Consider the following 24,517-nt stretch of genomic DNA (forward strand, 5'->3'; position numbering starts at 1 on the left):
TTGCCACCCTTCCCATAAAATTAAAAAGCCAAAAATAATTCTGCTTATTTTTGGCTTTTAGTCATTCTAATCGGCCCGGGCGCTTATTTATTTATTTATTGCATCGTTACAGCACGGCCCTGGCGTCTATTACCTTGGCGATGTCCTGTTCGGGATTGGTTTCCTGTTTTTCCTCCAATTCGCCTTTTTGTAAAAGCTGCCATACCTTGTGCCTGATCCAGCCAAATTCCGCCGAGCCCCTTACTCCCTGGCGCGGCCTGCTAAGTTCCACGTTGAGCGTTGCCTTTATCCTGCCCGGGGCAGTATCCATAACCGCTATGCGATCGGCCAGGAAAACCGCCTCGTCTATGCCGTGCGTAACAAAAACAATGGTCTTTTTGGTTTCTTCCCAAATCCGCAGCAACTCCTCCTGCATGATCTCGCGCGTCTGCGCGTCCAGCGCGGCAAACGGCTCGTCCATCAAGAGCACTTCCGGGTCAAAAGCCAAGGCGCGGGCAATCGCCACCCGCTGTTTCATGCCGCCGGATATCTCATGCGGGTATCTGTTGGCAAAATCCTTAAGCCCCACCAGTTCTATATAATGTCCGCTTATTTCCGCGCGCTTGCTTTTAGGGATTTTCTTTATTTCCAAACCAAACTCCACGTTCGCTTTCACCGTAAGCCAAGGAAAAAGCGCGTAACCTTGCATGACAAAGCCCCTGTCCATTGCCGGGCCTTTTATTACCCGGTCGTCTATGGTTATCTCGCCGGAAGTTGGGTGGTCAAGCCCGGCCATCAGGTCAAGAAAAGTCGATTTGCCGCAGCCGGACGGCCCGACTATCGTCAAAAACTCGCCGGGATACACATCGATATCGACGTCCTTGAGCGCGACAAACTCCTCATAGCCCGGGCCGTCTTCGCGCCTTGTCCGAAAAACCTTGTTGATGCCGCGCGCCTTTATCTTCGCGGCAAGTCCGCCTGTATATTCATCTTGCCGTTTTGTCTGCATATGCTTTTGCTCCTTGCGAAAATTAATATTTCCCCGCGCCGGGCACGTACCCTTGGCGCAAGCTCCGTTCCCTTGCCAACATTAAACCCTACATCGCTGCCACTTTATCATGCCAAACGCCTCCATGACGGCAAAACGCGAAGCCGGACATGCGCGTTGGCGCACATCCGGCCTTTAGTTTGTTCCTAATCAGCCATGAACAACTGCGGGAGAAGCGGCGCTTCAGCGCCTACATGCAATATAGCGTCATTTTACCTCTTTTCGTTTCGCGTGTCAACCTTTTTATTTAAATGTTTGCGCGTTTCTTCGGCGGTTCATTGTAAAATGAAATGCAACAGAAAAAGAAAACAGACAACCATTGGATAATCGGAACGGTCACAAGCAGATCCAGCAGACGAACCCGCAGGCGCAGCGAGGCTTCAGGGCAAAGCATGGCGGAAAATTCGCCCGAAGATGGGCGTTGAACGGCAGCATTAACAGGCTCTGCCATTGTACATCGGATTTGCCATGGATCTTTGTCCGTTCCTTGGAAACGACACTTAATTATGCAACGCGCCCTGTTTAAAACCCTGTTCGCTGCGCGCGAAGTATGTTTTTACGGCTTCCGCCGCTTTTTTGGTCATGCCCGGCACTTTGGCCAATTCTTCTGCCGAGGCTTCCCGGATGGCACGGATGGAGCCGAAGCGCCGCCGGAGCGCGTCGCGCCGCGCCGCGCCTATTTCCGGTATGTTGTCGAGTATTGACGTCAGGTTTCTCCGGGCGCGCAGTTTCCGGTGATAGGAGATGGCAAAGCGGTGCGCTTCGTCGCGGATCCGTCGGAGAAGGAGCAGGGCGGGCGAATCCGGCGGCAGGCAAAGCGGCTCGCTTGCCCCTTCAAGCCATATTTCTTCAAACCTTTTGGCCAAACCGATGGCCGGCGTATCAAGGCCCAGGCCGCGGATGACCTCCAGCGCGGCGCCGAGCTGCCCTTTGCCGCCGTCGATTATGATCAGCTGCGGCAGGTTTTCGTATTTTCGGTAACGCCGCAGCACGACTTCGGCCATCGCCTGGAAGTCATCCGGCTTGCCTTCGGTGGAGCGTATTTTGTAGCGGCGGTAATCGCCGCCGCTGGCCGCGCCGCCTTTAAACACTGCCATGGAGGCGACAGTTTCCGCCCCTTGTATGTGCGATATGTCGAAACAGTCTATCCGTTCGGGCGGCAGAGGAAGGCCAAGCGCGAGCGCCAACGGGTCAAGGGATGCCGTTTGCCGGTTTTCTGCGGCCTTTTTGCGCGCTTTTTCTTCTTGCAGCAAGGCGGAGGCGTTTTCCGCCGCCAGGGCCAGAAGGTCCTTTTTCAGCCCGCGCCGGGGATGGATCAGTTTTACTTTCTTTTTTTTGATTTCGGACAGCCAATAGGAAAGAATCCCGGCTTCCTCCGGCAAAAGGGCGACCGGGCAGATTATTTGCGCGGGAGCGGATACGGCCTTGCTGTAATATTGTTGTATAAAAGCCGCCAAGGCGGCCCGTTCGCTGTTTGCGTCGCCGCCGGTCATCAGGAAATAGTCGCGCCCGCTTATTTTGCCGGCGCGGACAAAAAATACCTGTACGCAAATGTCGCCGCCGTCTTGCGCCAGGCCGACGACATCCGCGTCGCCGGCGATGGTGGCGGCGGTCTGCTGCTGGCGGACGGCTTCTATGGCGTTTATTTGGTCGCGCAGGAGGGCGGCTTGTTCGTAGCGCAGTTCAAGGGCGGCGGTTCGCATGTTTTTTTTAAGCTGGTTCAAGAGGGACTCGCTTTTCCCTTCCAGAAAAAAGCCGACATTTTCGGCCATTTTGGCGTATTCCGCTTTGTCTACCCCGCCGCCGCACGGCGCCAGGCAACGTTTTATGTGAAATTCCAGGCAAGGCCTTTTGCCCATTTTGCGGCAGGTGCGCAAGGGGAACACCTTGCGCAGAAAGTCCAGCGTCCGGCGCATGGCGCCAACGTCGGCGTACGGGCCGAAATAGCGCGAACCGTCCTCAACCAGCCGCCGGGTGGCAAATGCCCTGGGATATTCTTCGCGCAGGGTAAGCTTGATATAAGGGTAGCTTTTGTCGTCTTTCAAAAGGACGTTGTATTTGGGGCGGTATTTCTTGATCAGGTTACATTCGAGGATGAGCGCTTCCAGTTCGTTGGCGGTAACTATGTATTCAAAATCAGCGATCCGGGAGGACAGCGCCTGCGTCTTGCCGCCGGAGGCGCCGCCCGCGCGAAAGTAAGAGCGTACCCGGTTGCGCAATACCGACGCTTTGCCGACGTATATCACGTCCGCATCTTTGTCCCTCATGATGTACACGCCCGGCTGAGCCGGCAAAAGGGAAAGTTTTTCTTCTATCCGGTTTTTGTTATCTTCCATCTTTGCTACTTTACTATCCTTTTTTCAGCATGTTTTTCAGATAAGCGCCGGTATAAGAGCCCTTTGCCTTGGCGATCTGTTCGGGCGGCCCGGCCGCCAGCACTTCGCCGCCCCGGTCGCCGCCTTCCGGACCCAGGTCGATGATCCAGTCGGCAGTTTTGATAACGTCCAGGTTGTGTTCTATGACCAATACGGTGTCGCCGGCGTCCACCAGCCTTTGCAGCACTTCCAGCAGCTTGTGGGTGTCCGCCATGTGCAGGCCCGTGGTTGGCTCGTCCAAGAGATAGAGTGTCTTGCCCGTGCCGCGCCGGGAGAGTTCGGCCGCCAGTTTCACTCTTTGCGCTTCGCCGCCGGATAAGGTGGTCGCCGCCTGCCCGAGCTTGATGTAGCCGAGGCCGACGTCTTTGAGCGTCGCGAGTTTTTTGTGGATGCGCGGCAGGTTTTGGAAAAATTCCACCGCTTCGTCCACCACCATGTCCAATACTTGGGCGATGTTTTTCCCCCGGTAGCGCACTTCCAGCGTTTCATGGTTATAGCGCGCGCCTTTGCAGACGTCGCAGGGGATGTAGACATCGGGCAGAAAGTGCATTTCTATTTTGTTCACGCCGTCGCCCCGGCAGGATTCGCAGCGGCCGCCGCGCACGTTGAAGCTGAAGCGCCCCGGTTTGTAGCCGCGCATCCTGGCGTCCGGGGTCTGGCTGAACAGTTCCCGAATAAAGTCGAAAACGCCGGTGTAGGTCGCCGGGTTGGAGCGCGGCGTGCGACCGATCGGCGATTGGTCTATGTTTATCGCTTTGTCGATGTTTTCAAGGCCTTCCATGCTTTTAAAACCGGCCGGGCGCTGGCGCGCTCCGTGCAGCCTGGCGGCCAGCGCCTTGTAAAGTATGTCGTTGATCAGGGTGCTTTTGCCGGAGCCGGACACGCCGCTGACTACGACGAAAAGCCCGAGCGGTATTTTTGCGTCGATATTTTTGAGGTTATTGCCGCTGGCGCCGCGGATGGTCAGGAACTTGTCCGTGGGGGGGCGCCTTTTCGCCGGAATGGGGATGCGCAATTTGCCGCTTAGGTATTGGCCTGTTACGGAATTTGGCGTTTTCATGATGGCGTCCGCGTTGCCGGCGGCCACGATGTAGCCGCCGTTCTCTCCCGCGCCCGGGCCGATGTCAATAATGTGGTCGGCGGCCAGCATGGTTTCTTCGTCGTGTTCCACTACCAAAAGAGTATTGCCGATGTCCCGCAAATGTCTCAAAGTTGCCAGCAGGCGTTGGTTGTCGCGTTGATGCAGGCCGATGCTCGGCTCGTCGAGGATATAGAGCACTCCCACCAGGCCGGAGCCGATCTGGGTAGCCAGCCTTATGCGCTGGGCCTCGCCGCCGGAAAGGGTACCGGCCGCCCGGTCAAGGGTCAGGTATTCCAGCCCCACATTGTTCATAAAATCCAGGCGCGCCGTTATTTCTTTCAAAATCTGCCCGGCGATCAAGCGTTCGCGGTCGCCAAGCGCCACTTCCCGGAAAAAATTTTTAGCTTCCCGCACGGTAAGTTCCGTAAGCTGCCGGATGTTTTTCCCGCCCACGGTTACGGCCAGCGCTTCCGGTTTGAGGCGCGCCCCCCGGCATTGCGGGCAGGGGCGGACAGTCATGAAAGTTTCCATCTCCGCCCTTATGCTTTCGGACATGGACTCCCGGCGCCGGCGTTCCATCAGCGGGAAAAGTCCTTCAAATCCCGTTTGGTGCCGGCGCGTTTCTCCCATGAGGTTTTCATAGTCGAAGGAAAAAACCCGTTCTGCTTTTCCGTAAAGCGCTATGTTTTTTACTTTTTGGGGCAGGTCTTGCCAAGAGTTTTCCAAATTGTAGCCGTAGTGTTTCAGTACCGCCTCAAACTGGCACATGAAATAGGAGTTGGGGTTTTTGCTCATGGCGGCGATGCCGCCGTCAATAAAGGGTTTTTGGGGGTCGGGGATCGCCAGTTCCAAGTCAAATTCCATGTCCACGCCCAAACCCGTGCAGGCCGGGCAAGCGCCGTAAGGGTTGTTGAAGGAGAACAGGCGGGGCTGTATGTCCGGCAGGCTGACGCCGCAAACGGCGCAGGCGAATTGTTCGCTGTAGAGATGGCTTTCGTCCGCATCCGGGTCGTATACTTCCACAATGCCGTTGCCCAGAGAAAGCGCCGTTTCCAGAGAGTCGCCCAGGCGCTGGTTTATGTCGCCGCGCCTGACCAGACGGTCCACGATGACGTCTATGTCGTGTTTTTTGGTTTTCGCCAGGGTTATTTGTTCCGACAGCTCGCGTATTTGCCCATCTACCCGCACCCGTGCGTAGCCGCCCCGGCGCAGCCCTTCCAGGAGTTTTTGCTGTTCGCCCTTTTTTCCTTTGACGACAGGGGCGAGCAGCATGAATTTCGCGCCTTCGGGTTTGGCCATTATCAGTTCGGCGATCTGATCGACGCTCTGGCGCTCCACCGCCCTGCCGCATACCGGGCAATGGGGGGCGCCGGCGCGGGCGTACAAAAGGCGCAGATAGTCGTATATTTCCGTTACTGTGCCGACGGTGGAGCGCGGGTTGCGGCTGGTAGTTTTCTGGTCAATGGAGATGGCGGGCGACAGCCCCTCTATTGACTCGACGTCCGGTTTGTCCATCTGGCCGAGGAACTGCCGGGCGTAAGAGGAGAGCGATTCGACGTAGCGCCTTTGCCCTTCGGCGTATATTGTGTCAAAGGCCAGGGATGATTTGCCGGAGCCGGACAAACCGGTTATGACTACCAATTTATCGCGCGGCAGTTCTACGGTTATATTTTTAAGGTTGTGCTGTTTCGCGCCTTTTACGACTATTTTGTCTTGCATGTTTTTTCTCCTGCTTGCCGGCCGGCGGCCGGCCGAGCTTGCCCCTGACCATTATCAGCTGGTCGCGCAGCACGGCGGCGCTTTCAAAGTCCATTTCGCTTGCGGCCGCCCGCATTTCTTTTTCCAGCCGGACGGCCAATTTTTCCGTTTCGGCTCGCGACAGGGCGGTCAGATCTTTTTGGCGGTTGTATATGTTTGCGTCTTCGGCAATTCTGGTAATTTTGATCAGTTCGCGGACTTTTTTTTCGATTGTCCTGGGTATGATTTTATGTTCTTTGTTGTAGGCGTCCTGTTGTTCTCGCCGCCGCGCGGTTTCTTCGATGGCGGCGCGCATGGAGCCGGTAACGGAGTCGGCGTACATGATCACCAAGCCGTTGCTGTTGCGCGCGGCTCGGCCGATCGTCTGGATGAGCGATATCTCGGAGCGCAAAAAACCTTCTTTGTCCGCGTCCAGTATGGCCACCAGCGACACTTCCGGCAAGTCAAGCCCTTCGCGCAACAAGTTGATGCCAACCAGCGCGTCAAATGCCCCGGCCCTTAGATCGTGGATGATCTCGGCTCGTTCTATGGTCGCTATGTCCGAATGCAGGTACCGCACCCTTATGCCGGCGGCGCTCAAGTATTCGGTCAGCCCTTCGGCCATTTTCTTGGTGAGGGTGGTAATTAGCGCCCTCTCGCCGCGCCCGGCCGCAGCCTTTATCTCGTCGCACAGGTCGTCTATCTGTCCTTTGAGCGGACGGACTTTTATCTTTGGGTCCAGAAGGCCGGTCGGCCTGATTACCTGCCGCGCCACTGTTTCCGCCCGGCCGAGCTCATAGGCGGCGGGCGTCGCGGAAACATAAATGGTCTGCCCTATGCGTTTTTCAAACTCCGCGAAGGTCAGCGGGCGGTTGTCATAAGCCGACGGCAGGCGAAACCCGTATTCTACCAGCATATCTTTGCGCGAGCGGTCGCCGGCGTACATGGCGCGCACCTGCGGCATGGTTACGTGCGATTCGTCAATTACCATAAGAAAGTCTGCCGGAAAGTAGTCCAGCAGGGTAAACGGCGGCTCGCCCGGCGAACGGCCGGTCAGGTGCCGCGAATAGTTCTCTATGCCGGAACAGTAGCCCATCTCGCCCATCATTTCCATATCGTAGCGCACACGCTGCTCCAGCCGCTGGGCATCCGCCAGCTTGCCGGCGGTTTGAAGTTCGGCCAGCCGCTCCGCCAGTTCTTTTTCTATATCGGCCAGCGCCCGCCCCATGTTTTCCGGCGAAGTAACATAGTGGGACGCCGGATAGATGGCGATGTGGCTGCGCGCCGCCAGGATGTTGCCGGTAAGCATGTCGAATTCGTATATTTTATCGACTTCGTCGCCGAAAAGTTCTATGCGCACGGCCCGGTCATGGAAAGAGGCGGGGCACACCTCAATCACGTCGCCGCGCGCGCGGAAAGCGCCGCGGGCAAGGCTAAGGTCGTTGCGCCCGTATTGTATGTCGGCAAGTTTGCGCAGGATCGCCTCCCGCCGTACTTGTTGCCCGGGCCTTAGCGAGAGCACAAGCTTATAATAGTCGTCCGGCGCGCCCAGGCCGTAAATGCAAGACACGCTCGCCACCACTATGACGTCCCGGCGCTCAAAAAGGGAACTGGTGGCCGAATGGCGCAGCTTGTCGATTTCATCGTTGATGGAGGCGTCTTTTTCTATATAGGTGTCGCTTTGCGGCAAATAGGCTTCCGGCTGGTAATAGTCGTAATAGGAAACAAAATATTCTACGGCGTTGCCAGGAAAAAATTCCTTGAATTCGCTGGCCAACTGCGCGGCCAGCGTTTTGTTGTGCGCCAGCACAAGGGTGGGGCGGTTGGCTTTTTCTATGACCGACGCGACGGTGAAGGTTTTTCCCGTGCCGGTAGCGCCTAAAAGCACTTGGTTCTTTTTGCCCGCCGACAGTCCGCGGACGAGCATATCGACCGCTTGCGGCTGATCGCCCGTAGGCGCGAAAGGGGCTTGTAATTTAAAGTCCATGCCGTTTTCCTTTGTAACTTTGAATAGAGATTGCCGGCAAAGAGCGGACGGCCAAAAAGCCAAGGGGAGCCGCCCGGTCAGCGCTTTTTGAAACGGCTGCCTATGTATTTTTTGCAGAACTTTCGCAACAGCGAATGATCCGCGCTGATTTGCGCCAGACAGTCGCGCCCCAGCACCGGCATCCGAATGACGCCCAGCACGCCTTTTCCCCCTTGCGCTTTTGTAACCGGCAGGATTGTCTCGCGGCCGGACCGCGATACTGCCATGTCAAAAGACTGCGGCAAAAAATCCGCCGCCAGCAAAAAGTCATGCTCGCAGCACACCTTGACGCCGTTGAGCCGCAGGATCACATCGTTGGCTTTGAGCCCGGCCTTTTGCGCCGGCGAGCCGTAAACGGCCGCCAGCGCCGCGAATTGCCCCGGTTTGTTTTGATAGATCGGCGTCCGGCGGCTTTCCAGTTTGCGGTCAAGCCTAATGACCGCTTCGTGCCCCAAAAAGGAGAACAGCGCGGCGGCGGCGGCATATAGGGGGCGGCCTATGCTAAGGTAGGACGCCGCAAATAAAATCGCGCTGTAGCAGAAAAGCAAAACGCCGGATTCCAGCCGTTTTCGGGCGGGCGTTGACGTAACGGCCACGCTGCTGTAGCCTAAAGCGGCGACAACGGTAATTGGCGCGAATATGCTTTCGCGGCCGCCGGATGAATCTTGCGGCGGGAAAAGCGGCCACCAAGCCGGCATGTCGAGCATGTCCGGTATGTTTTCCGTCGCAACGCCGGCGCAAACAAGCAATACGAGCGGCACCGGCCAAAAATTTGTCAGCAGGAACCCGCCCACCGCCCTGCCTTTAAAAAACAGATAAACAGGCAGGTCGGCATGGCTGCCGCCGCACAGGACCAATATTCCTTCGGTAACGTGCAGTATCGCGACCAACGCGAGCATGTGCGAAGGCGCAACGTCCGGCCAGCCGAAAAAGACGCTGCTTAGGGCGACAAGGCCGCCGGCGTAAGCGAAACAGACAAAGCGGATGTTCAGCAAAAAGAGCAAAACAGCCAGCGGCCAGATATATTGCAGGCCCATGCCGTTGATGGAAAGGCCGGACAAAAGCGCGAGCATACTGGCGGCAAGGCCGCCCAGCATGCCGAGAGCGGTCGCTTCCAGCGCCGCCCGTCCAACCGGCAGGATTTCATGCCCAAACATTATGCGCTGCCGCGCGGCCAATTTTCGGTACTGCCAGTAAATCATAAAAACAACAAAATAAAAAAGCGGCTGCGCAACAACCGAGATTAAATTGCCTACTGACAGCATAAACAACTGCCGGAGCGGAAAATCAAAAATCACGGTTGAAAATCCCCTTTGCGGGCGCCTTCCCCCGCCAATTGGAGACGCAGCATTTCGACCGCTTTGTCCAATTGGTTGTCGCCATTTTCCGCGCGCGGCAGGTCAACGTCCGGCTTGATGCCAACGCCGTTTATCCCGCGCCCGGCCGGGGTGTAGTAATGGGCGACGGTCAGTTTGATCGCCGAGTCGCCGTCCAAGCTAAAGATGCTCTGCACGGAGGCCTTGCCGTAAGTGGCCGTGCCCACGATAAGCCCCGCTTTGCTGTCCTGGACGGCGCCGGCCACTATTTCGGAGGCGCTGGCGCTGCCTCCGTTGACCAGCACCGCGACTTTGTATTTAGGGTTTGCATTGGCCGACTCCAGAATTTTTTTGTTGCCGCTGCGGTCGACTATGGACACGATCGGCCCACGCGGCACAAAGTGTTCCGCCAGCCGCACGCTGGCGTCCAGCAAGCCGCCGGGGTTGTTGCGCAAGTCAAGCACTATGCCGTTTACGCCTTCCTTTTCCAATTTGCCGAGCTGAGCCAAAAATTCTTCATAGGTACGTTCGGTGAACATGGCCACGCGGATGTAGCCGATCTTGTCCTCGATTTTTTTGCCGCTGACCGTCGGCACTTTTATGAGCGCGCGCATAATTTTCATGGTGCGTTCTTCGTTGTTTGCCGTCAACAGTTCCAGTTCCACAAAAGTGTCCTTGAAGCCCCGTATTTTGCCGACAGCGATATCCAAAGGCATATTGCGCGTTTCTTCCCCGTCTATTTTGACAATGCGGTCGCCGCTCTTTATGCCGGCGGCTTCGCCCGGCGTGCCTTCGATCGGGGCCACGACCGTAAGTGCCCCGTCCTTCCCGCCGACAATCACGCCGATGCCGCCGAACTGCCCTTCCGTCGCCATCATGAATTGATTGAAAACTTCGCCGCTCATGTACATGGAATGAGGATCGTCCAGCGAGCGCACCAAGCCGCCGATGGCGCCGTCAAACAATTTCGCCGATGGCGCGTCGCCGATATAGCCTTTTTGGATCAAGCGCAGGGCGCGGAAAAATTTGACCGTGGATGGCGCGTCGCCTGAAACAAGGTGAAAGAAATACATAAAGGCGCCGGCGGTCAGCAAAAAAGTCGTCAGCGTGAGCGCTATGGCCCCGAAAAAAACTTGCCTTTTGTTAAACAATCTTTTATCCTTTCAGAGCGCGCGGGCAGGATCTGCGTTTTATTGCCGCGGCGGTTTTTTACGGAAGATACTCGAGCGGATTGGCGGTCTTTCCGTGTACGCGCACTTCAAAATGGCAGTGCGGCCCGGTGGCGTAGCCGGTTGAGCCGGCCAGCGCGACCGTTTGGCCTTTCAGCACCGTTTCGCCCACGCTGACGGTAAGTTCGGAGTTGTGCGCGTAAAGGGTAATAATCCCCCCGCCGTGATCGATCATGACCGTATAGCCGTATCCGCCCAGCCAACCGGCGCTGATGACCACCCCTTCATCGGCCGCCTTGATCAGGTCGCCGTAATTGGCCGATATATCAAGGCCGGCGTGGAATTTCTGCGAACCGAAGATCGGGTGTATGCGCCAGCCGTAAGGGGATGTTATAGAGCCGCGGATCGGCCAGTTCATGGAACCGGTGCCTTTGCCGATCGGCTGACCGTCCGCTTCCAGCCGCCGGATCATATCGGTTATGCGTTCGGATATGGCCATTAATTCGTTGTATTCCCGTTCGGCCTGGTTGCGCTCGGCGGCGGCGTCGTCAAAGGCTACGCGCCGCTGCCGGCGGCGGCCGGCTATTTCCTGTTGTTTGGCGGCCGCCCTGTCGCGCAGTTTGGCTATCTCTTCCTGGCCGGCCAGCAAACCCTCCTGTTGTTTTTTCACCAGTTGCCGGTCGCTTTTTATGGCGTCGATAAGGTTTATGTCATTTTTTATTATACGGGTGAGCAATTGAAAGCGCGTGGTAAAATCAGTGAAATCATGGGCGCCCAGCAAAACGTCAAGATAATTTACCTGCCCGTGCATGTAAATGTTGCGGATGCGCTTGTTATAGGCCTCCGTTCTGTCCGACAGCCGTTTTACGGAATCTTGCAGGAATTTTTCGTTGTCCCGCATCTGCGCCTGTACTTTGTTCAGGCTGCTTTGCAATTCCAGCAGCTCCCCTTCCGCCTGGGCCAGCTCCCTTTCCGCCACGCGCAGCTCGTCATAGGCGGTGCGGGCCTTTTCCCGGGTGGAATCAACCGCCTGCTTTTTATCGCCAATCTGGTTTCGGATGCCTTCCAATTCTTCCTGCTTCGCCCGTATCTTCTCCTGGTCTTCAGGCGACACCTGCGCCAGGGCAGATATTTGCAAAAAGCTGAAAACAAGGGCGGCAATGACAGCGGACGCGTAAAATTTTTTCTCAACAAACATAAGCAATTACCTCAAACCTGCAAAAATTTGCGCAATGAGATGCTGCTGCCCAAAGCGCCGATGCCCATGCCGGCAATGACCAGAAAGAACGATGCATAGTATAGGAGGGGCGTCTTCGGCACCAGCGGCAGAAAAGGCAGCGATGCGTGTATTTGATCAGTGATCATGCCATAGAGCCAAGCCAGCAAAACGACGGCGAGCAGCGACCCGGCCAGGCCCAGCAACATGCCTTCCAGCAAAAACGGCCAGCGGATGAACCAATCGGTGGCGCCGACATATTTCATAATGTTGACTTCTTTGCGCCGGGAAAATACCGTTATCCTTATGGTGTTGGAGATGATGAAAAGCGTCGCGAGCGCCAGGAAAACAATTAACACAACTCCGCCGACCCGCAGGATGCGGGTCAGGCTGAACAACTGCTCGATGACTTCCTGCCCGAACACCGTTTCCTCGACATTTTCAAGCTGGCTGATCCGGCTTACCGCCGACTTTACCTGCTCGGGACTGTCCATGCGCACTTCATAGGCATTCGGCAAGGGGTTGTTGCTGCCGAGGCTGTCCAGCAATTCTTTCCGCTCGCCCAACTGTTCGGCAAAACGCCTGAGGGCTTCGTCCTTGCCGACAAAGTCGACCTGCGCGACGCCCGGCAATTTTTTGATTTCTTCCCCCAGCCCGGCCATTTTTTCTTTGTCCGTGCCGTCCTTGATGTAGACGGTAACCTGTACTTGCGATTCCAATATGTTGGCCATGTTGTTCATGTTTATGATCATGAGCGCGAAAATGCCCAGGATAAGCAAAGATATGGCAACGGTGGAAATGGAGGCGACGCTCATCAGGCGGTTGCGCTTGATTGAAAGAATTGCCTCGCGAATAAAATATTCCTTGGTCCTAAGACTCATAGCCGTATGCCCCTTGTACCTCGTCTCTCGCAATCATGCCGTCCTCGATGGCGACGACCCTTTTGTTCATGGTATTCACTATGTCTTTGTCGTGGGTCGCCATGACGATGGTCGTCCCATCGCCGTTTATTTCTTGGAAGATGCGCATTATCTCGCGGCTGTTCTCCGGGTCGAGATTGCCTGTCGGCTCGTCGGCGATGACTAAGTAAGGCTCATTGACAATCGCCCGGGCAATCGCCACCCGCTGCTGTTCGCCGCCGGCCATTTCGCGCGGGTAGGCGCGCGATTTATGCCTTAGCCCCACCATGTCAAGCACAGCGTTCACCCGTTTTTGTATTGTCCGGTAAGGCGCCTCTATCACCTGCATGGCAAACGATATATTGTCGTGTACCGTCCTGTCCGGCAACAGGCGGTAATCCTGAAAAACAATCCCGAGGGAGCGGCGCAGCAAAGGGACTTCTCCCTCCGGCATGCTGGCGACGTTAAGACCGTTGACAAACAGGTTGCCGCTGGTCGGCAGCACTTCCCTGAACAGCATTTTTATAAAAGTTGATTTGCCGGCTCCGCTGGGGCCTACGATAAAAACGAAATCCCCCTTTTTTATATGTATATTTATATCGCGCAAGGCGTAAAGGCCGCTATTGTAACGTTTGCTGACGCCGCTCATGATTATCATTTACATCAATTGCCTCCCGCCGTTTAACAGTTCCACCGCCAGATGCGCGTTCTTCATCGCTCCTGCCCGCAGATCGCCTAACAATTCATGGCGGCGGGCGGCAAGGCTTTTGTCCGCAATGGCCCGCCGCGCCTCGTCCATGATCTTTTCCGCAGTTACCCGCGCCAAATCTCCCGCCGGCTGGCCGCCTATGCTTTCGAGAAAAGCGTCGATTTTAGGGTCGTAAGAGAGCCCTATGACCGGAACCTGCATGAGCGCGCCGAAGATCAGCGCGTGCAGTCGTATGCCCAAAAGCAGATCCATATTGCCGACAAGCGAAAGAAAGTCGTTTACGCCGCATCTTTTTTCAATCACCGTTGCGCTGTCTTTTTCGGCCATCAGGGAAGCGATTTCTTTTGATATCATCAAATCGCCGGGATATTGCAAAGGCAAAAATATAATTTTGGCGCCGTATTCCCGGACAAGCGCATCGGCCGCCCCTGCCAGTTCTTTCTTAAAGCGCGCCGCCCCTTGCCATTCCCTGGCCGATATGCCGGCCAAAAAGCCGCCTTCCACGCCGTGTTCATGCAATATCGAGCGTCCGCTCCCTTTGTCGGCTGGATGCATGGCCATGACCGGATCGGCGGTCAGAAATGTTTTCTTTTCGTCAACGCCGAGCAGCGCCAGTTCTTTCAGCGACTGTTTGTCGCGCACGGCTATGACGTCGGCCTGGCGACAGACAAACCCGGCCAGCCTGCGCGCCATAGCCGCGCGCAAAGGGCCGATTCCCTGCCCGTAGAGCATGACCGGCTTGTTGAGAAGTTTGGCCAATTGCAGGACGCCGAGATAGTAATACAGGCTGCGTTTGCTCGTAACATCCTGCAAAAGGCTGCCGCCGCCCGAGAGGACGATATCGGCTTTTCTCGCCGCCCAAAACAAGGAAACCGGATCGAACCGATGTATCGCCTTGACGCCGTGGCGCGCGGCCGTTTCCGCAGGATTGCCGGAAAGAACGGAAATGGCGGGGCTGTCCGTCAAGCCGCGCAAGGCATCGATAACCGCCGTGAGCATGGCCTCATCGCCCGCGTTGGCGAAGCCGTAATAGCCGGAAATGAGAATGTTCTTATGTTTCACCGGCATATCTCCCGAGCAGCAGCCGCCCCAGAAAGAACAAAGCGGCGGCGGCCAGCAGCGCGGCAATGCCCACCGCGCCGCCCAGCAAAAGGCCGTCAAAGGCGCGTATTACGGACATGGCAATCGGAGTGCGCATGTGGGCGAAGGTTTCAACAAGGCACCCTTGCCCTATGGTTGCGCCGACAATCAGGCAGTAGTATATAATATGCGGCAATCCGCGCCAGGCGGCGAAAGCCGCCAGGAAAAAGGCCGGATGCCCGACCAGAAATTCTTTTTCGCGCGGACGTGCGTACATTATTTCTTCCAGCAGCAACCGAATCTTTACCTCAACCGCCGGTACGCCAATGCCGGAGGTATGGCCGGTGCGGGCGATGAAAATGTAAGCAACGAGCAGGCCCAAGCCGAGAAGCGCCAAAGTTTTTATTTGCACGGGATAGTCAAGCAATTGTTTTAGCTGGCTGACAAGCCCGGTTTTATTCTCAATTTCCTCGCCCAATACCGTATATCTTTTTAAGTAAACAAGGGTTATGAGAAAAAGCGGCAGCAAAAAAGTGAGTTTGACGCCCCTGTAGATGTCCATTTCGAGAAAGAACCGTATGTCGCCCAGTATGCCGCTTATATAAAGGCCGCCGATCAGCGACAGCAGCACGGTCGCCGTCAGTTGGGCAAAGGTAACGGCCAGCAGCGCGGGGAGAGAATGATTTTTCAGCGCGGCCCCCTTTCCCCAATTGCCCATTTGCCAGGCCATCGCCAGAACCGGGAAGATAACGGCGGAGAAAAACGCCGTCGCTTGGCGCGCCGCGAGCGGCGCGGCGAAAAAGAGCAGGGAAAGCAGCCCGCCCGCCAGCAAGGAAAAAATTATCTGCCGGCGTTTGCTGAGAAGTTCCGTAAGCATGGACAGATACAGTACGCCCGCCGCTGCCGCGCCGAAGATAATCGGGATAAAGAGCGGTCGGTCAGGAAAGCGAGGCTCGAAAATGCCGGCCGGTCCCAAGGAAAAGCCGCGCGCCAATACTTGGTCGCGGATAAGCGCGACATATTCAAGGTTGGTGTCAAGTATGCTTTTGCCCGGAGACGGCACCCAAAAGAACCGTATAAGGTTCATGCGCACATTGCGTTCTTCGTCGGTCAGCGCCCAGCGCCTGACGGCCCGCGGCACATCAAGGGCTTTTTCCTGTTCCTTCTTTTCAATCACATAAAGGCGCGCCGCCTGATAGCCGACCAGTTCCGCCAGTTCCGTCAAACCCGCCTGCTTGTCGAATTGCAGCTGCAAAGGATGCTCGGTCATGCCCAGCGTCCAGCCGCGGCGCTTAATTTCTTGGGCCGTTGCCGGGAGCAGATCCGGGTAGCCCAGCGTTTCCTGCCCGCCGAAAAGTACCCCGGCGACCCGGACGCCGGATTTGTCTATCCGGGAAAATGTGTGCGTTATGCCGCGCAGGGAAGGCGGTTGGTAGTTGCTGGGGCGGACGACTGCCGAAAATCCGTTTTCCCTTATTTTTTTCAGGTCGCTGCTCAACATGCTAAGGCTTTGTTCTTTTACCGCTTCGTAATCGGCTTTGAGCGCCAAAACCCGAGGGCCGTCTTTCTTCAGCACGCGCAGCCTGTCCGGCCCGAACCGCTCCTTTAAGTCTTCCTCTATTTCCTGAAAGTCTTGCCCGGCGGGAGCGTAAAAATATAGCTCGTCAGGTTTTATGCCGCCGCCGGGAACAAGCCTCTCCCAATAGGCTTCGCCGCCCGCCTGGCCGTTTTGCCGCGCCAACGCTTCCGGGCCGGCGACCGTGGCAAAAAAACCTCTCTTTTCCAGCGTTTCCAAGGTGCTTTCGTATATGGAAAGCGAAGTCGCGCCGCTTTCCCGAAAAAGTCGCATAACTTCCTCGACCGGTTTGCCGGACATGCCTGCCAGCAGAAGTATTTCTTCATACTCGCAAATCATGTCCACGCTCTTGTTGGCCCGTTCGATTTTGTGCCGGTTAAAGCTGATGAACAGGCTGGACAAAAGCCCGGCCGCGATCAGTATAAAGATAAGGACGCTATATCCATGCTTTTTCAAAACGTCGACCGTCCGCTATTTTTCATTTTTTCTCCCGCGCAGATACCCTTCAACGAAGCTGTCGATGGCGCCGTCCATGACCGCTTGCACGTTGCCTGTTTCCACTCCCGTGCGGTGATCTTTTACCAAGGAATAAGGGTGAAAAACGTACGATCTTATTTGGCTTCCCCATTCTATCGCCTGGTATTCGCCGGATATTTCATTTTTCAGATCGGCTTGTTTCTGCCTTTCCAGTTCAAAAAGTTTAGCGCGCAAAAGCTGCCGGCAACGTTCGCGGTTTTGTATCTGTGAGCGCTCGCTTTGGCACTGCACCACTATCCCGGTCGGAACGTGCGTCATGCGCACGGCGGAATCCGTCTTGTTGATATGCTGCCCGCCCGCGCCGCTTGCCCTGTAGGTGTCCACCCTGACGTCGGCCGGATTTATGTCCAGATCTACATTGTCGGGAATCTCCGGCATGACGTCAAGCGCGGCAAAGGAAGTATGCCGCCTGGCGTTGGCATCGAAAGGCGATATGCGCACAAGCCTGTGCACGCCTTTTTCCGCTTTCAGGTAGCCGTAGGCGTTATGCCCGCTGACAAACAAAGTAGCGCTTTTAATGCCTGCCTCGTCGCCGTCAAGCATGTCCAGAAGCTCCGTCTTGAAACGCGCCCGCTCGCTGTAACGGGTATACATGCGCAAAAGCATCTCGGCCCAGTCCTGCGCTTCCGTACCGCCGGCACCGGCGTGTATTGTCAAAATGGCGTTATTGGCGTCATATTCGCCGCCCAGCAAAAGATCCAGCTCCAGGCGGTCAATTTCGCCGCCGATAGCCAAAAGGCCGTCTTTTATTTCTCCTTCGAGGCTGGCGTCGTTTTCTTCCATCGCCAATTCCCAAAGAGTTTGAGCATCGTCAAGCTGGCGTTGCAGCGAACGCCATGTTTCCACTTCGCTTTTCAACTGGTCGGCCGCTTGCGTGATTTTTTGCGCTTCCCCGACATTGTCCCAGAAATCCGGCGCGCTCATTTTGTGTTCAAATTCCGCCACGCGCTCGGTTTTGCCGGCAACGTCAAAGGGAATCCCCCATTTCCTTTAGTTTGCGCGCCAGCGCCCGTATTTCCTGTTTGTATTCCTCAAGCAGCACTTTTTTTCAACTCCTAAATTTATTCATTCCCCGCGCCCGCAGCATTGTTTGTATTTTTTTCCGCTGCCGCAGGGACAAAGCTGGTTGCGGCCTATGTTTTCCGTTTTGCGCGACGGCTGTTTTTTGGGCGGTTCGCCTTCGCCCACGTAAACGGCTTGGGCGTTTTTCAGGTGATCCGAAACTTTCGGTTGGGCAATTACGCTCACTCTGAACACATAGCGCACTATGTCGTCCTGAATGGCGCCGGTCATGGCCTGGAACATATCGTAGGCCTCGACTTTATATTCAACAAGCGGATCTTTTTGCCCGTAAGCCCTGAGGCCAATGCCTTCGCGCAACATATCCATGGCGTCAAGGTGATCCATCCATTTGTCGTCGACGACCCTCAGCATGATGATTTTTTCAAGTTCGCGCATGGCGGGCAAACCTATTTCCCGCTCCCGCTCGGCGTAATGCAAAAGCGCGAACTCTTCCAGATGTTCCGCCAGTTCGTCGCGGCTGAACTTAGCCAGTTCCTCTTCCTTGAGCGTCCCCGGCGGGGCATAAAAATCTTCGGCGTTGGCGATAAGGGCGGAAAGGTTCCAATCTTCGGGGTGCACTTCTTTGGGCGCGTAAATTTCCATGGTGTTTTTTACCGCGCGCGCAATCATGTCCACGACGTTCTGCCGAAGATCTTCATCCAGCAAAATCTTGCGGCGCTGGGCGTAAATGACTTCGCGCTGCTGGTTCATGACATCGTCGTAATCCAAGACTTGCTTTCTTATTTCAAAATTGCGGTTTTCCACTTTTTTCTGCGCCGACTCAATGGATCTGGTAACAAGCGCGTGTTCGATCGGCTCGTCTTCCGACATGCCCAATTTATCCATGATCCCGGCAATGCTGTCTGAGCCGAAAAGTCGCATCAAATCATCCTCCAGCGACAGATAGAAGCGGCTGGAACCTTTGTCGCCCTGCCGCCCTGACCGGCCGCGCAGCTGGTTGTCGATGCGGCGGCTTTCGTGCCGTTCGGTGCCTATGATATGCAGCCCGCCCAAATCGGCCACGCCCGTTCCCAATACTATGTCCGTGCCGCGGCCGGCCATGTTGGTGGCAATGGTAACGGCGTCCCTTTGTCCGGCAAGGGCGATGATCTCGGCCTCTTTTTCATGATATTTGGCGTTCAGCACGTTGTGCGGCACGCCCGCGCGCTTTATTGCCCGGGAAAGTTCCTCGGACTGGGCGATTGAAGTAGTGCCGACCAATATGGGCTGCCCGGCGGCGTGCCGTTCGATGATCTCGGCCACAACCGCCCGGTATTTTGCCTGTTTGGTCTTGTAGACGACGTCAGGCAGATCCTCCCGGCGGTTTTCTTTGTTTGTCGGAATCACCAGCACGTCCAGTTTATATATTTTCCGAAACTCGTTTTCCTCCGTTTTGGCGGTACCGGTCATGCCCGACAGTTTGTCGTACATGCGGAAATAGTTCTGGAAAGTGATGGCCGCCAAGGTCTGGCTCTCCCTCTCCACTTTGACGCCTTCTTTCGCTTCGATGGCCTGGTGCAGCCCATCGGAAAAACGCCGCCCAAACATCAGCCGCCCGGTAAATTCATCGACGATGATGACTTCGCCGTTCTTGACCACATAATCGCGGTCAGCTTTCATCAGCGCCTGGGCTTTCAGCGCCTGGGCAAAGTGGTGCGAAAGCTCGACGTTTTCCCCTTCGTAAAGGTTCTTGACGCCCAGCAGTTTCTCCGCTTTGGTTATGCCCTTTTCGGTCGGGGCGACGGTATGCGCCTTCTCGTCGACCGTATAGTCCTCTTCCGGCGCCAATTGCGGCACAATGCGCGCCAGCGTCTTGTACATATCGGTGGATTTCTCGCCCGGCCCGGAAATGATCAAAGGCGTGCGCGCCTCGTCGATCAATATGCTGTCCACCTCGTCGACGATCGCGTAACTCAAGTGCCTTTGCACCATCTGCTCCGGCCTGACGACCATGTTGTCGCGCAAATAATCAAAGCCAAATTCATTGTTGGTGCCATAGGTGATGTCTGCGGCGTAAGCCGCCTTGCGCTGCGGAAAATCCAGCCCGTGGACGATAAGGCCGACCGACAGGCCGAGAAAGCGGTAAACCTCGCCCATCCACTCGCTGTCGCGCTTGGCTAAATAGTCGTTGACCGTTATGACGTGGACGCCTTTGCCGGACAAAGCGTTTAAATAAACCGGCAAGGTCGCGACCAGCGTTTTCCCCTCGCCTGTCCGCATTTCGGCGATCCGTCCCTGGTGCAGCGCCACGCCGCCGACGACCTGCACGTCGAAGTGCCTCATGCCGAGCGCGCGCCTGGCGGCCTCCCGCACGGTTGCAAACGCCTCCGGCAAAAGGCTGTCCAAGGTTTCCCCTTTGCCTAAACGCTGTTTGAATTCCACCGTGCGGCCTAAAAGTGCCGCGTCGCTCATTTTCGCTGTTTCATCTTCCAGGCGGTTTACCGCGTCCAAACAAGGCTGGATTTTTTTTAGTTCTTTCCCGTTGCTGTCGCCGAAAATTTTACCCAAAAATCCAAACATTTTATAAAATCACTCCCAAAGGGCCGAAACATTCGCAAGATAGCCAAATTAATACCATTGTGAAATTATACCAGAATTTACCCCAAAAGTCCATGACCCGCGATTATTCGTTGCGGATTTGGCAAGAGGGACCAAAGGGCCCTTTTGCGGCGGCGACAGATGGGAACTCTTTTTGTTTCCCGCCGTTTTCTCGGCGGGAAACAAAAAACGAATCGCGGCGCCAGCCGAAATCCGCTTGTGTATTGGTGGGCGATGACGGGATTGAACCGCCGACATCCTGCTTGTAAGGCAGGCGCTCTCCCAGCTGAGCTAATCGCCCCAACCTGTCCGGCCATGAAACGCCGACCAGCACAATATTTGAATTTTGGTGACCCGTGGGGGAATCGAACCCCCGATACCGCCGTGAAAGGGCGGTGTCTTAACCTCTTGACCAACGGGCCGCTTGGCTCCCCGAGCAGGACTCGAACCTGCAACAACTCGGTTAACAGCCGAGTGCTCTACCATTGAGCTATCGAGGAATATCACTGCAATGCAATTCATTATAACTGCAAGATTAAAAAAAATCAAGGATTTTATCTTTGGCCAATTGAAAACCGTAAATCGCAAGTTTAATTGCCTGCCCTTGCCCCGCTCCGCCAATATTTCGTTCGCGTTTTTGTGCCCCGGGATTTTGCGTGGGTAATTGTTCGCCCGGTCCTCTATCCATTGTAATTCTTTGTCGGCCAGTTTTCCAATGTCTGTGCCTTTTGGCGCGAACCGCCGGAGGATTCGGTTGCCGTTCGCGTTGCTGCCGCGCTCCCAACTGCTATAGGAGTGGGCATAATGGACTTCCCGGCGTCCCGCATCCTTCTCAATTGCCTCGCTGCCGTTGTCCGCCGTGATTGTTTTAAACACTTCGGAAAAGTCGCTGCCTGCGCGCATCCTCGTCCTACTCCCCCCGGACCACTTCCTGCTGCGTCTTGTTCTTCACCGGGGAGCACAACGATTTCCGCGTTTTGCGTTCCGCAAGCGTCAGAATCGCCGGCTTTGTGCCTTGCTTGCCCACGACCGGGTCACTCTCCCGGTGTCCTTGCGCGCTGCGCCCATCGACTTTTTGGGGCGTTCCGTTAGGTTCCTGCCGTTTTTGTTGTTCAGCGCCGCCTTGCGGTTGTCTTGGTAGTCCCGTTTCTTGCCGCCATCCTTTTTGCCCATAAATCTTTGTTGGATACCCCACGGAAGATCCCTCGGCCGCTGTAATTGCAGACCGTCTTTGTGCAACTGGCGGTTTTGAACTGCATCCTGTTCGCTTTATATACTGTTTTGATGACGTACAGCGTCTCGCCTTGGCATTTGCGCGAACTTTGAAAATTGATTTCCGTGGTTTCTTGCTCTATCAGCTTGACAAAACTTTGCAAGTTGTATTAGTATAATACGAAGGTGTAAATTGTTTTGGACATTTTGTATTTTGCATGATATTTATTGCGATAACAAACTGCGGGTAACATAATATAAAGAATGTTACCTTGCGCTTTTCTGTTTTCCCGATAAACAGGGCGATTTATATGCCTGCCGTTTTTTTGAATCGAGGGAAACATCTTGCCGTAAACCCGACAAACCGCTTAGCAGGCGGTTATTTTTATTTATTTTAGGTAACATTCTTTATATTGTGTTACATGTTATGAGCAATATCGTGGCAATTGCCGGAAAATCACGGAATATTCTATCTACAGCGTTTATGTTTTAAAAACAAAATTGCGGCTGAACGAAAACATTCGCAATCGGCGGTTGATTCGGTGCGTATCCGCATTATTGCCCGGCGTCTGCCCTTAGGCGGATTTTCCGGCACATTTTGTTGAAAAATATTTTTCTGGACAAAGCTTCATTTAGCGGGAGGCCTAAAAAGCGCTGAATGTCCGTCCGTAAATTTCAACGGCCCGGGTACTTGGCGAGACGGTTTAGCGGCAAGCCAATTATGTCTTTTGTTTTTCGCTGCGCCTGATAAGCAATCCGTCCCCGAAATGGGTATTTTCGTTAGCGTGAATGCGCCCTTTTATTGCCGAGGCCTGACATTGTATCAGAACATTATTTCCAGGAGGGGCATCTGATGGACTGCACGAATCCTTTTTGCGCCGCTTTGGACGCCGCGACCCGTGAAATCCTTTGCGCGGCCAAAGTAAGATTTAAATTTGGCCCTAAACAGGACGGTTTTTTCTACATCGGCGAAGGCCAATTGATTTTAATCGATCACGGACACATACTAACTGTGCGTCAGCGCAGCGACGGGAAACAAAAAGGCATTGAAGTTTTACGGGGCGGGGATATACTGGGGCTGTCTCAACTTTGCGATACTATACCGGACAACACCATCCTGATCATGGCCAGGGAAAGGACGGAGGGCTGTTTATTTACAAAAGAGTTCTTCCGCTCGCTATGTTTAAAAAATGGCACTTTTGCAAATTTCGTCCTGGCCAATATCTGCCGCCGCTTTTCTGACGCTGTCGCGCAAATAGAGCATCTGTCCTTAGACAACAATATGGGGAAATTGTTATTTGCCATTGAGCGCGTTCAACCGGAAATAAAACTTACGCATGAGGAATTAAGCGTATTGGCCGGCATGAATAGGGTTACCGCAACTAAAATCATGCAGATAATCAAGAAAAAATCCTTGTCATCGAATAAACCTGTTGCCCCGAAAAAAGAGTAACTTATACTGTTTCGCAAATTAAAATCATACTGTCTTTGCGGCCAATTTACCGCCCTCTTTGCCCTAAAGCCGCGCCGAACCTACGGGCTCGCCTGCGTTTTGCTCCGCGCAGGGCGGCAAATTGATTGGCAGGGCCGATAGGCAGGCGCCCTGCAAAATCACGGAAGGGATGTCGCCTTAACAAGGCCATTTTGACATGGCACGCAAAAATTTTCAGCAAAAATTTCGCGCGGGCCACTCCCAAAGACTATAGCGGCTGTGTGGTTTAGCACAGGCCATTCTGACAATTTGTAGCCAGTGCTACAAATTTTTTATATATTTAGCAAAATTTTCAGTTTATTGGCTACATAGATTTTGCCTGCGGCTACTGCCAAAAATCACCGCCTATAGGATGATTTAAGCATCAGGGCGCTGATGCGCAAACCAAATATGGGAGGGTTGATTGTTTATGGGAGACGTGAAAATCAATAACTTGCGGGACTGGTTGGGCGAAGTGGAAAAAATCGGTGAACTGGCGAGAATCAAAAAAGAAGTTGACCCGGTGCTGGAGATGAGTTCTTTGGCTTATCTGAACGGCAGGAATCCGGGACATTCCACGTTACTGTTTGAAAAACCCAAAGGCTTTAATACGGGCTCGGTCCTCTTTAACCCCATTGGCGGCAGCTACAACCGCCTGGCCCTGTCTTTCCGGGAGAAACCGGGCCGGCGGCCGCTGGAGTTGGTACAGCAAATAAAAAATAGCTTCAAAAAGGTTTTGCCCGAATATGTAACCGAAAAAGACGCCCCTGTTTTTGAAAATTGTTTGGCCGGAGACCAGATTGACTTGTTTAAATTCCCCATTCCGCAGCATTGGCCGCGCGATGGCGGCAAATACATCGGTACCGGCGACATCGTGATAACGCAAGACCCGGAAAGCGGGCGTTTTAATGTCGGCACCTACCGCCAGATGGCTATGGAAAAAGACAAGGTCGGCTTTTTTACCTCGCCGGGCAAAGGCGGCGGCTTGGATCGGGAGAAATGGTGGGCGCAAGGCAAACCCCTGCCGGTCGTCAGCGTCTACGGCGTAGATCCCTTGCTGATGGTCTTAGGGTCCACCGGTTTTGCCAACCACGAGTCGGAATTTGATTATGCGGGCGGCTTCGCGGGCGGCCCGATCAAACTGGTCAAAGGCAAAGTTACAGGCATCCCTTTCCCGGCCGAGTGCGAATTTGCCATCGAAGGCTATGTCTATCCTGATCGGACTTTGTCGGAAGGGCCGTTTGGCGAATTTACCGGCTACTATGGCAAACCGGGCGACAAATGCCCCTACATACAGATTGAAGCCGTCTATCACCGAAACAATCCTATTTTTACCGCCGCCATGATGGCCGATAAACCGGGCGCCAACGAACAGAGCGTCTTTTTGGGCGCCATGCGTTCCGCCAAGATTTGGCGCGACATGGAAGCGGCCGGAGTCGCCGGCATCAAAGGCGTATGGTCGCCGCCGAGATCGGAAGAGCACACG

General features: G+C 55.0%; 15 protein-coding genes and 3 tRNA genes. 2 read left to right on the forward strand and 16 right to left on the reverse strand.

Annotated elements, in window-relative coordinates:
- Nucleotides 1-106 precede the first annotated feature (106 nt).
- The 16 genes from LBO03_08170 to LBO03_08245 form a co-directional block, all read right to left on the reverse strand.
- On the reverse strand, nt 107-988 hold the full coding sequence (locus tag LBO03_08170) for an ABC transporter ATP-binding protein (protein ID MDR3349558.1): 882 nt from the start codon (nt 986-988) through the stop codon (nt 107-109).
- Between the two features lie 539 nt (nt 989-1,527).
- A complete protein-coding gene (uvrC, locus tag LBO03_08175) occupies nt 1,528-3,363 on the reverse strand; it encodes an excinuclease ABC subunit UvrC (GenBank protein MDR3349559.1) in 1,836 nt (611 codons plus the stop codon).
- 13 nt (nt 3,364-3,376) lie between these two features.
- Nucleotides 3,377-6,202, reverse strand: coding sequence for an excinuclease ABC subunit UvrA (gene uvrA, locus LBO03_08180; protein MDR3349560.1), 2,826 nt, complete (start codon nt 6,200-6,202; stop codon nt 3,377-3,379).
- Nucleotides 6,156-8,207 carry an excinuclease ABC subunit UvrB gene (gene uvrB, locus LBO03_08185; GenBank protein MDR3349561.1) on the reverse strand — a complete coding sequence of 684 codons (2,052 nt, stop codon included), beginning with the start codon at nt 8,205-8,207 and terminating at the stop codon, nt 6,156-6,158. The genes uvrA and uvrB overlap by 47 nt, the downstream gene beginning before the upstream one ends.
- Before the next feature lie 77 nt (nt 8,208-8,284).
- A complete protein-coding gene (locus tag LBO03_08190) occupies nt 8,285-9,544 on the reverse strand; it encodes a M50 family metallopeptidase (protein ID MDR3349562.1) in 1,260 nt (419 codons plus the stop codon).
- Nucleotides 9,541-10,713 carry a S41 family peptidase gene (locus LBO03_08195; protein ID MDR3349563.1) on the reverse strand — a complete coding sequence of 391 codons (1,173 nt, stop codon included), beginning with the start codon at nt 10,711-10,713 and terminating at the stop codon, nt 9,541-9,543. Before LBO03_08195 ends, LBO03_08190 begins: the two co-directional genes overlap by 4 nt.
- 58 nt (nt 10,714-10,771) lie before the next feature.
- The gene (locus tag LBO03_08200) at nt 10,772-11,929 is read right to left on the reverse strand and encodes a peptidoglycan DD-metalloendopeptidase family protein (GenBank protein ID MDR3349564.1); all 1,158 of its coding nucleotides are present in this window, start codon (nt 11,927-11,929) and stop codon (nt 10,772-10,774) included.
- Nucleotides 11,930-11,940: 11 nt separating this feature from the next.
- The gene (gene ftsX, locus LBO03_08205) at nt 11,941-12,828 is read right to left on the reverse strand and encodes a permease-like cell division protein FtsX (protein MDR3349565.1); all 888 of its coding nucleotides are present in this window, start codon (nt 12,826-12,828) and stop codon (nt 11,941-11,943) included.
- The gene (gene ftsE, locus LBO03_08210; protein ID MDR3349566.1) at nt 12,818-13,504 is read right to left on the reverse strand and encodes a cell division ATP-binding protein FtsE; all 687 of its coding nucleotides are present in this window, start codon (nt 13,502-13,504) and stop codon (nt 12,818-12,820) included. Before ftsE ends, ftsX begins: the two co-directional genes overlap by 11 nt.
- Complete coding sequence (csaB, locus tag LBO03_08215; protein MDR3349567.1) at nt 13,505-14,617, reverse strand: polysaccharide pyruvyl transferase CsaB; 1,113 nt, start codon at nt 14,615-14,617, stop codon at nt 13,505-13,507. It abuts the gene before it with no gap.
- Complete coding sequence (locus tag LBO03_08220) at nt 14,607-16,667, reverse strand: DUF5693 family protein (GenBank protein ID MDR3349568.1); 2,061 nt, start codon at nt 16,665-16,667, stop codon at nt 14,607-14,609. Before LBO03_08220 ends, csaB begins: the two co-directional genes overlap by 11 nt.
- Nucleotides 16,668-16,682: 15 nt before the next feature.
- Nucleotides 16,683-17,790, reverse strand: a protein-coding gene (gene prfB / locus LBO03_08225; GenBank protein MDR3349569.1) for a peptide chain release factor 2 whose coding sequence is annotated in 2 segments (ribosomal slippage) — nt 16,683-17,717 and nt 17,719-17,790 — 1,107 coding nt in all. Because the reading frame shifts where the segments join, the coding sequence is not laid out codon by codon here.
- A gap of 23 nt (nt 17,791-17,813) precedes the next feature.
- A complete protein-coding gene (gene secA / locus LBO03_08230) occupies nt 17,814-20,330 on the reverse strand; it encodes a preprotein translocase subunit SecA (protein ID MDR3349570.1) in 2,517 nt (838 codons plus the stop codon).
- A gap of 243 nt (nt 20,331-20,573) precedes the next feature.
- Nucleotides 20,574-20,649: transfer RNA gene (locus LBO03_08235), tRNA-Val, on the reverse strand.
- A 46-nt stretch (nt 20,650-20,695) separates the two neighbouring features.
- A tRNA-Glu gene (locus LBO03_08240) sits at nt 20,696-20,770 on the reverse strand.
- 3 nt (nt 20,771-20,773) lie between these two features.
- Nucleotides 20,774-20,848: transfer RNA gene (locus LBO03_08245), tRNA-Asn, on the reverse strand.
- Between the two features lie 1,565 nt (nt 20,849-22,413).
- Here LBO03_08245 and LBO03_08250 point away from each other — a divergent pair.
- Nucleotides 22,414-23,013, forward strand: a complete 600-nt coding sequence (locus LBO03_08250) for a hypothetical protein (GenBank protein ID MDR3349571.1) — start codon at nt 22,414-22,416, stop codon at nt 23,011-23,013.
- 448 nt (nt 23,014-23,461) lie between these two features.
- On the forward strand, nt 23,462-24,517 hold a 1,056-nt coding region (locus LBO03_08255; GenBank protein ID MDR3349572.1), incomplete at its 3' end, for a UbiD family decarboxylase.

Source organism: Acidaminococcales bacterium (assembly GCA_031290885.1).
GTDB lineage: Bacteria > Bacillota > Negativicutes > Acidaminococcales > JAISLQ01 > JAISLQ01.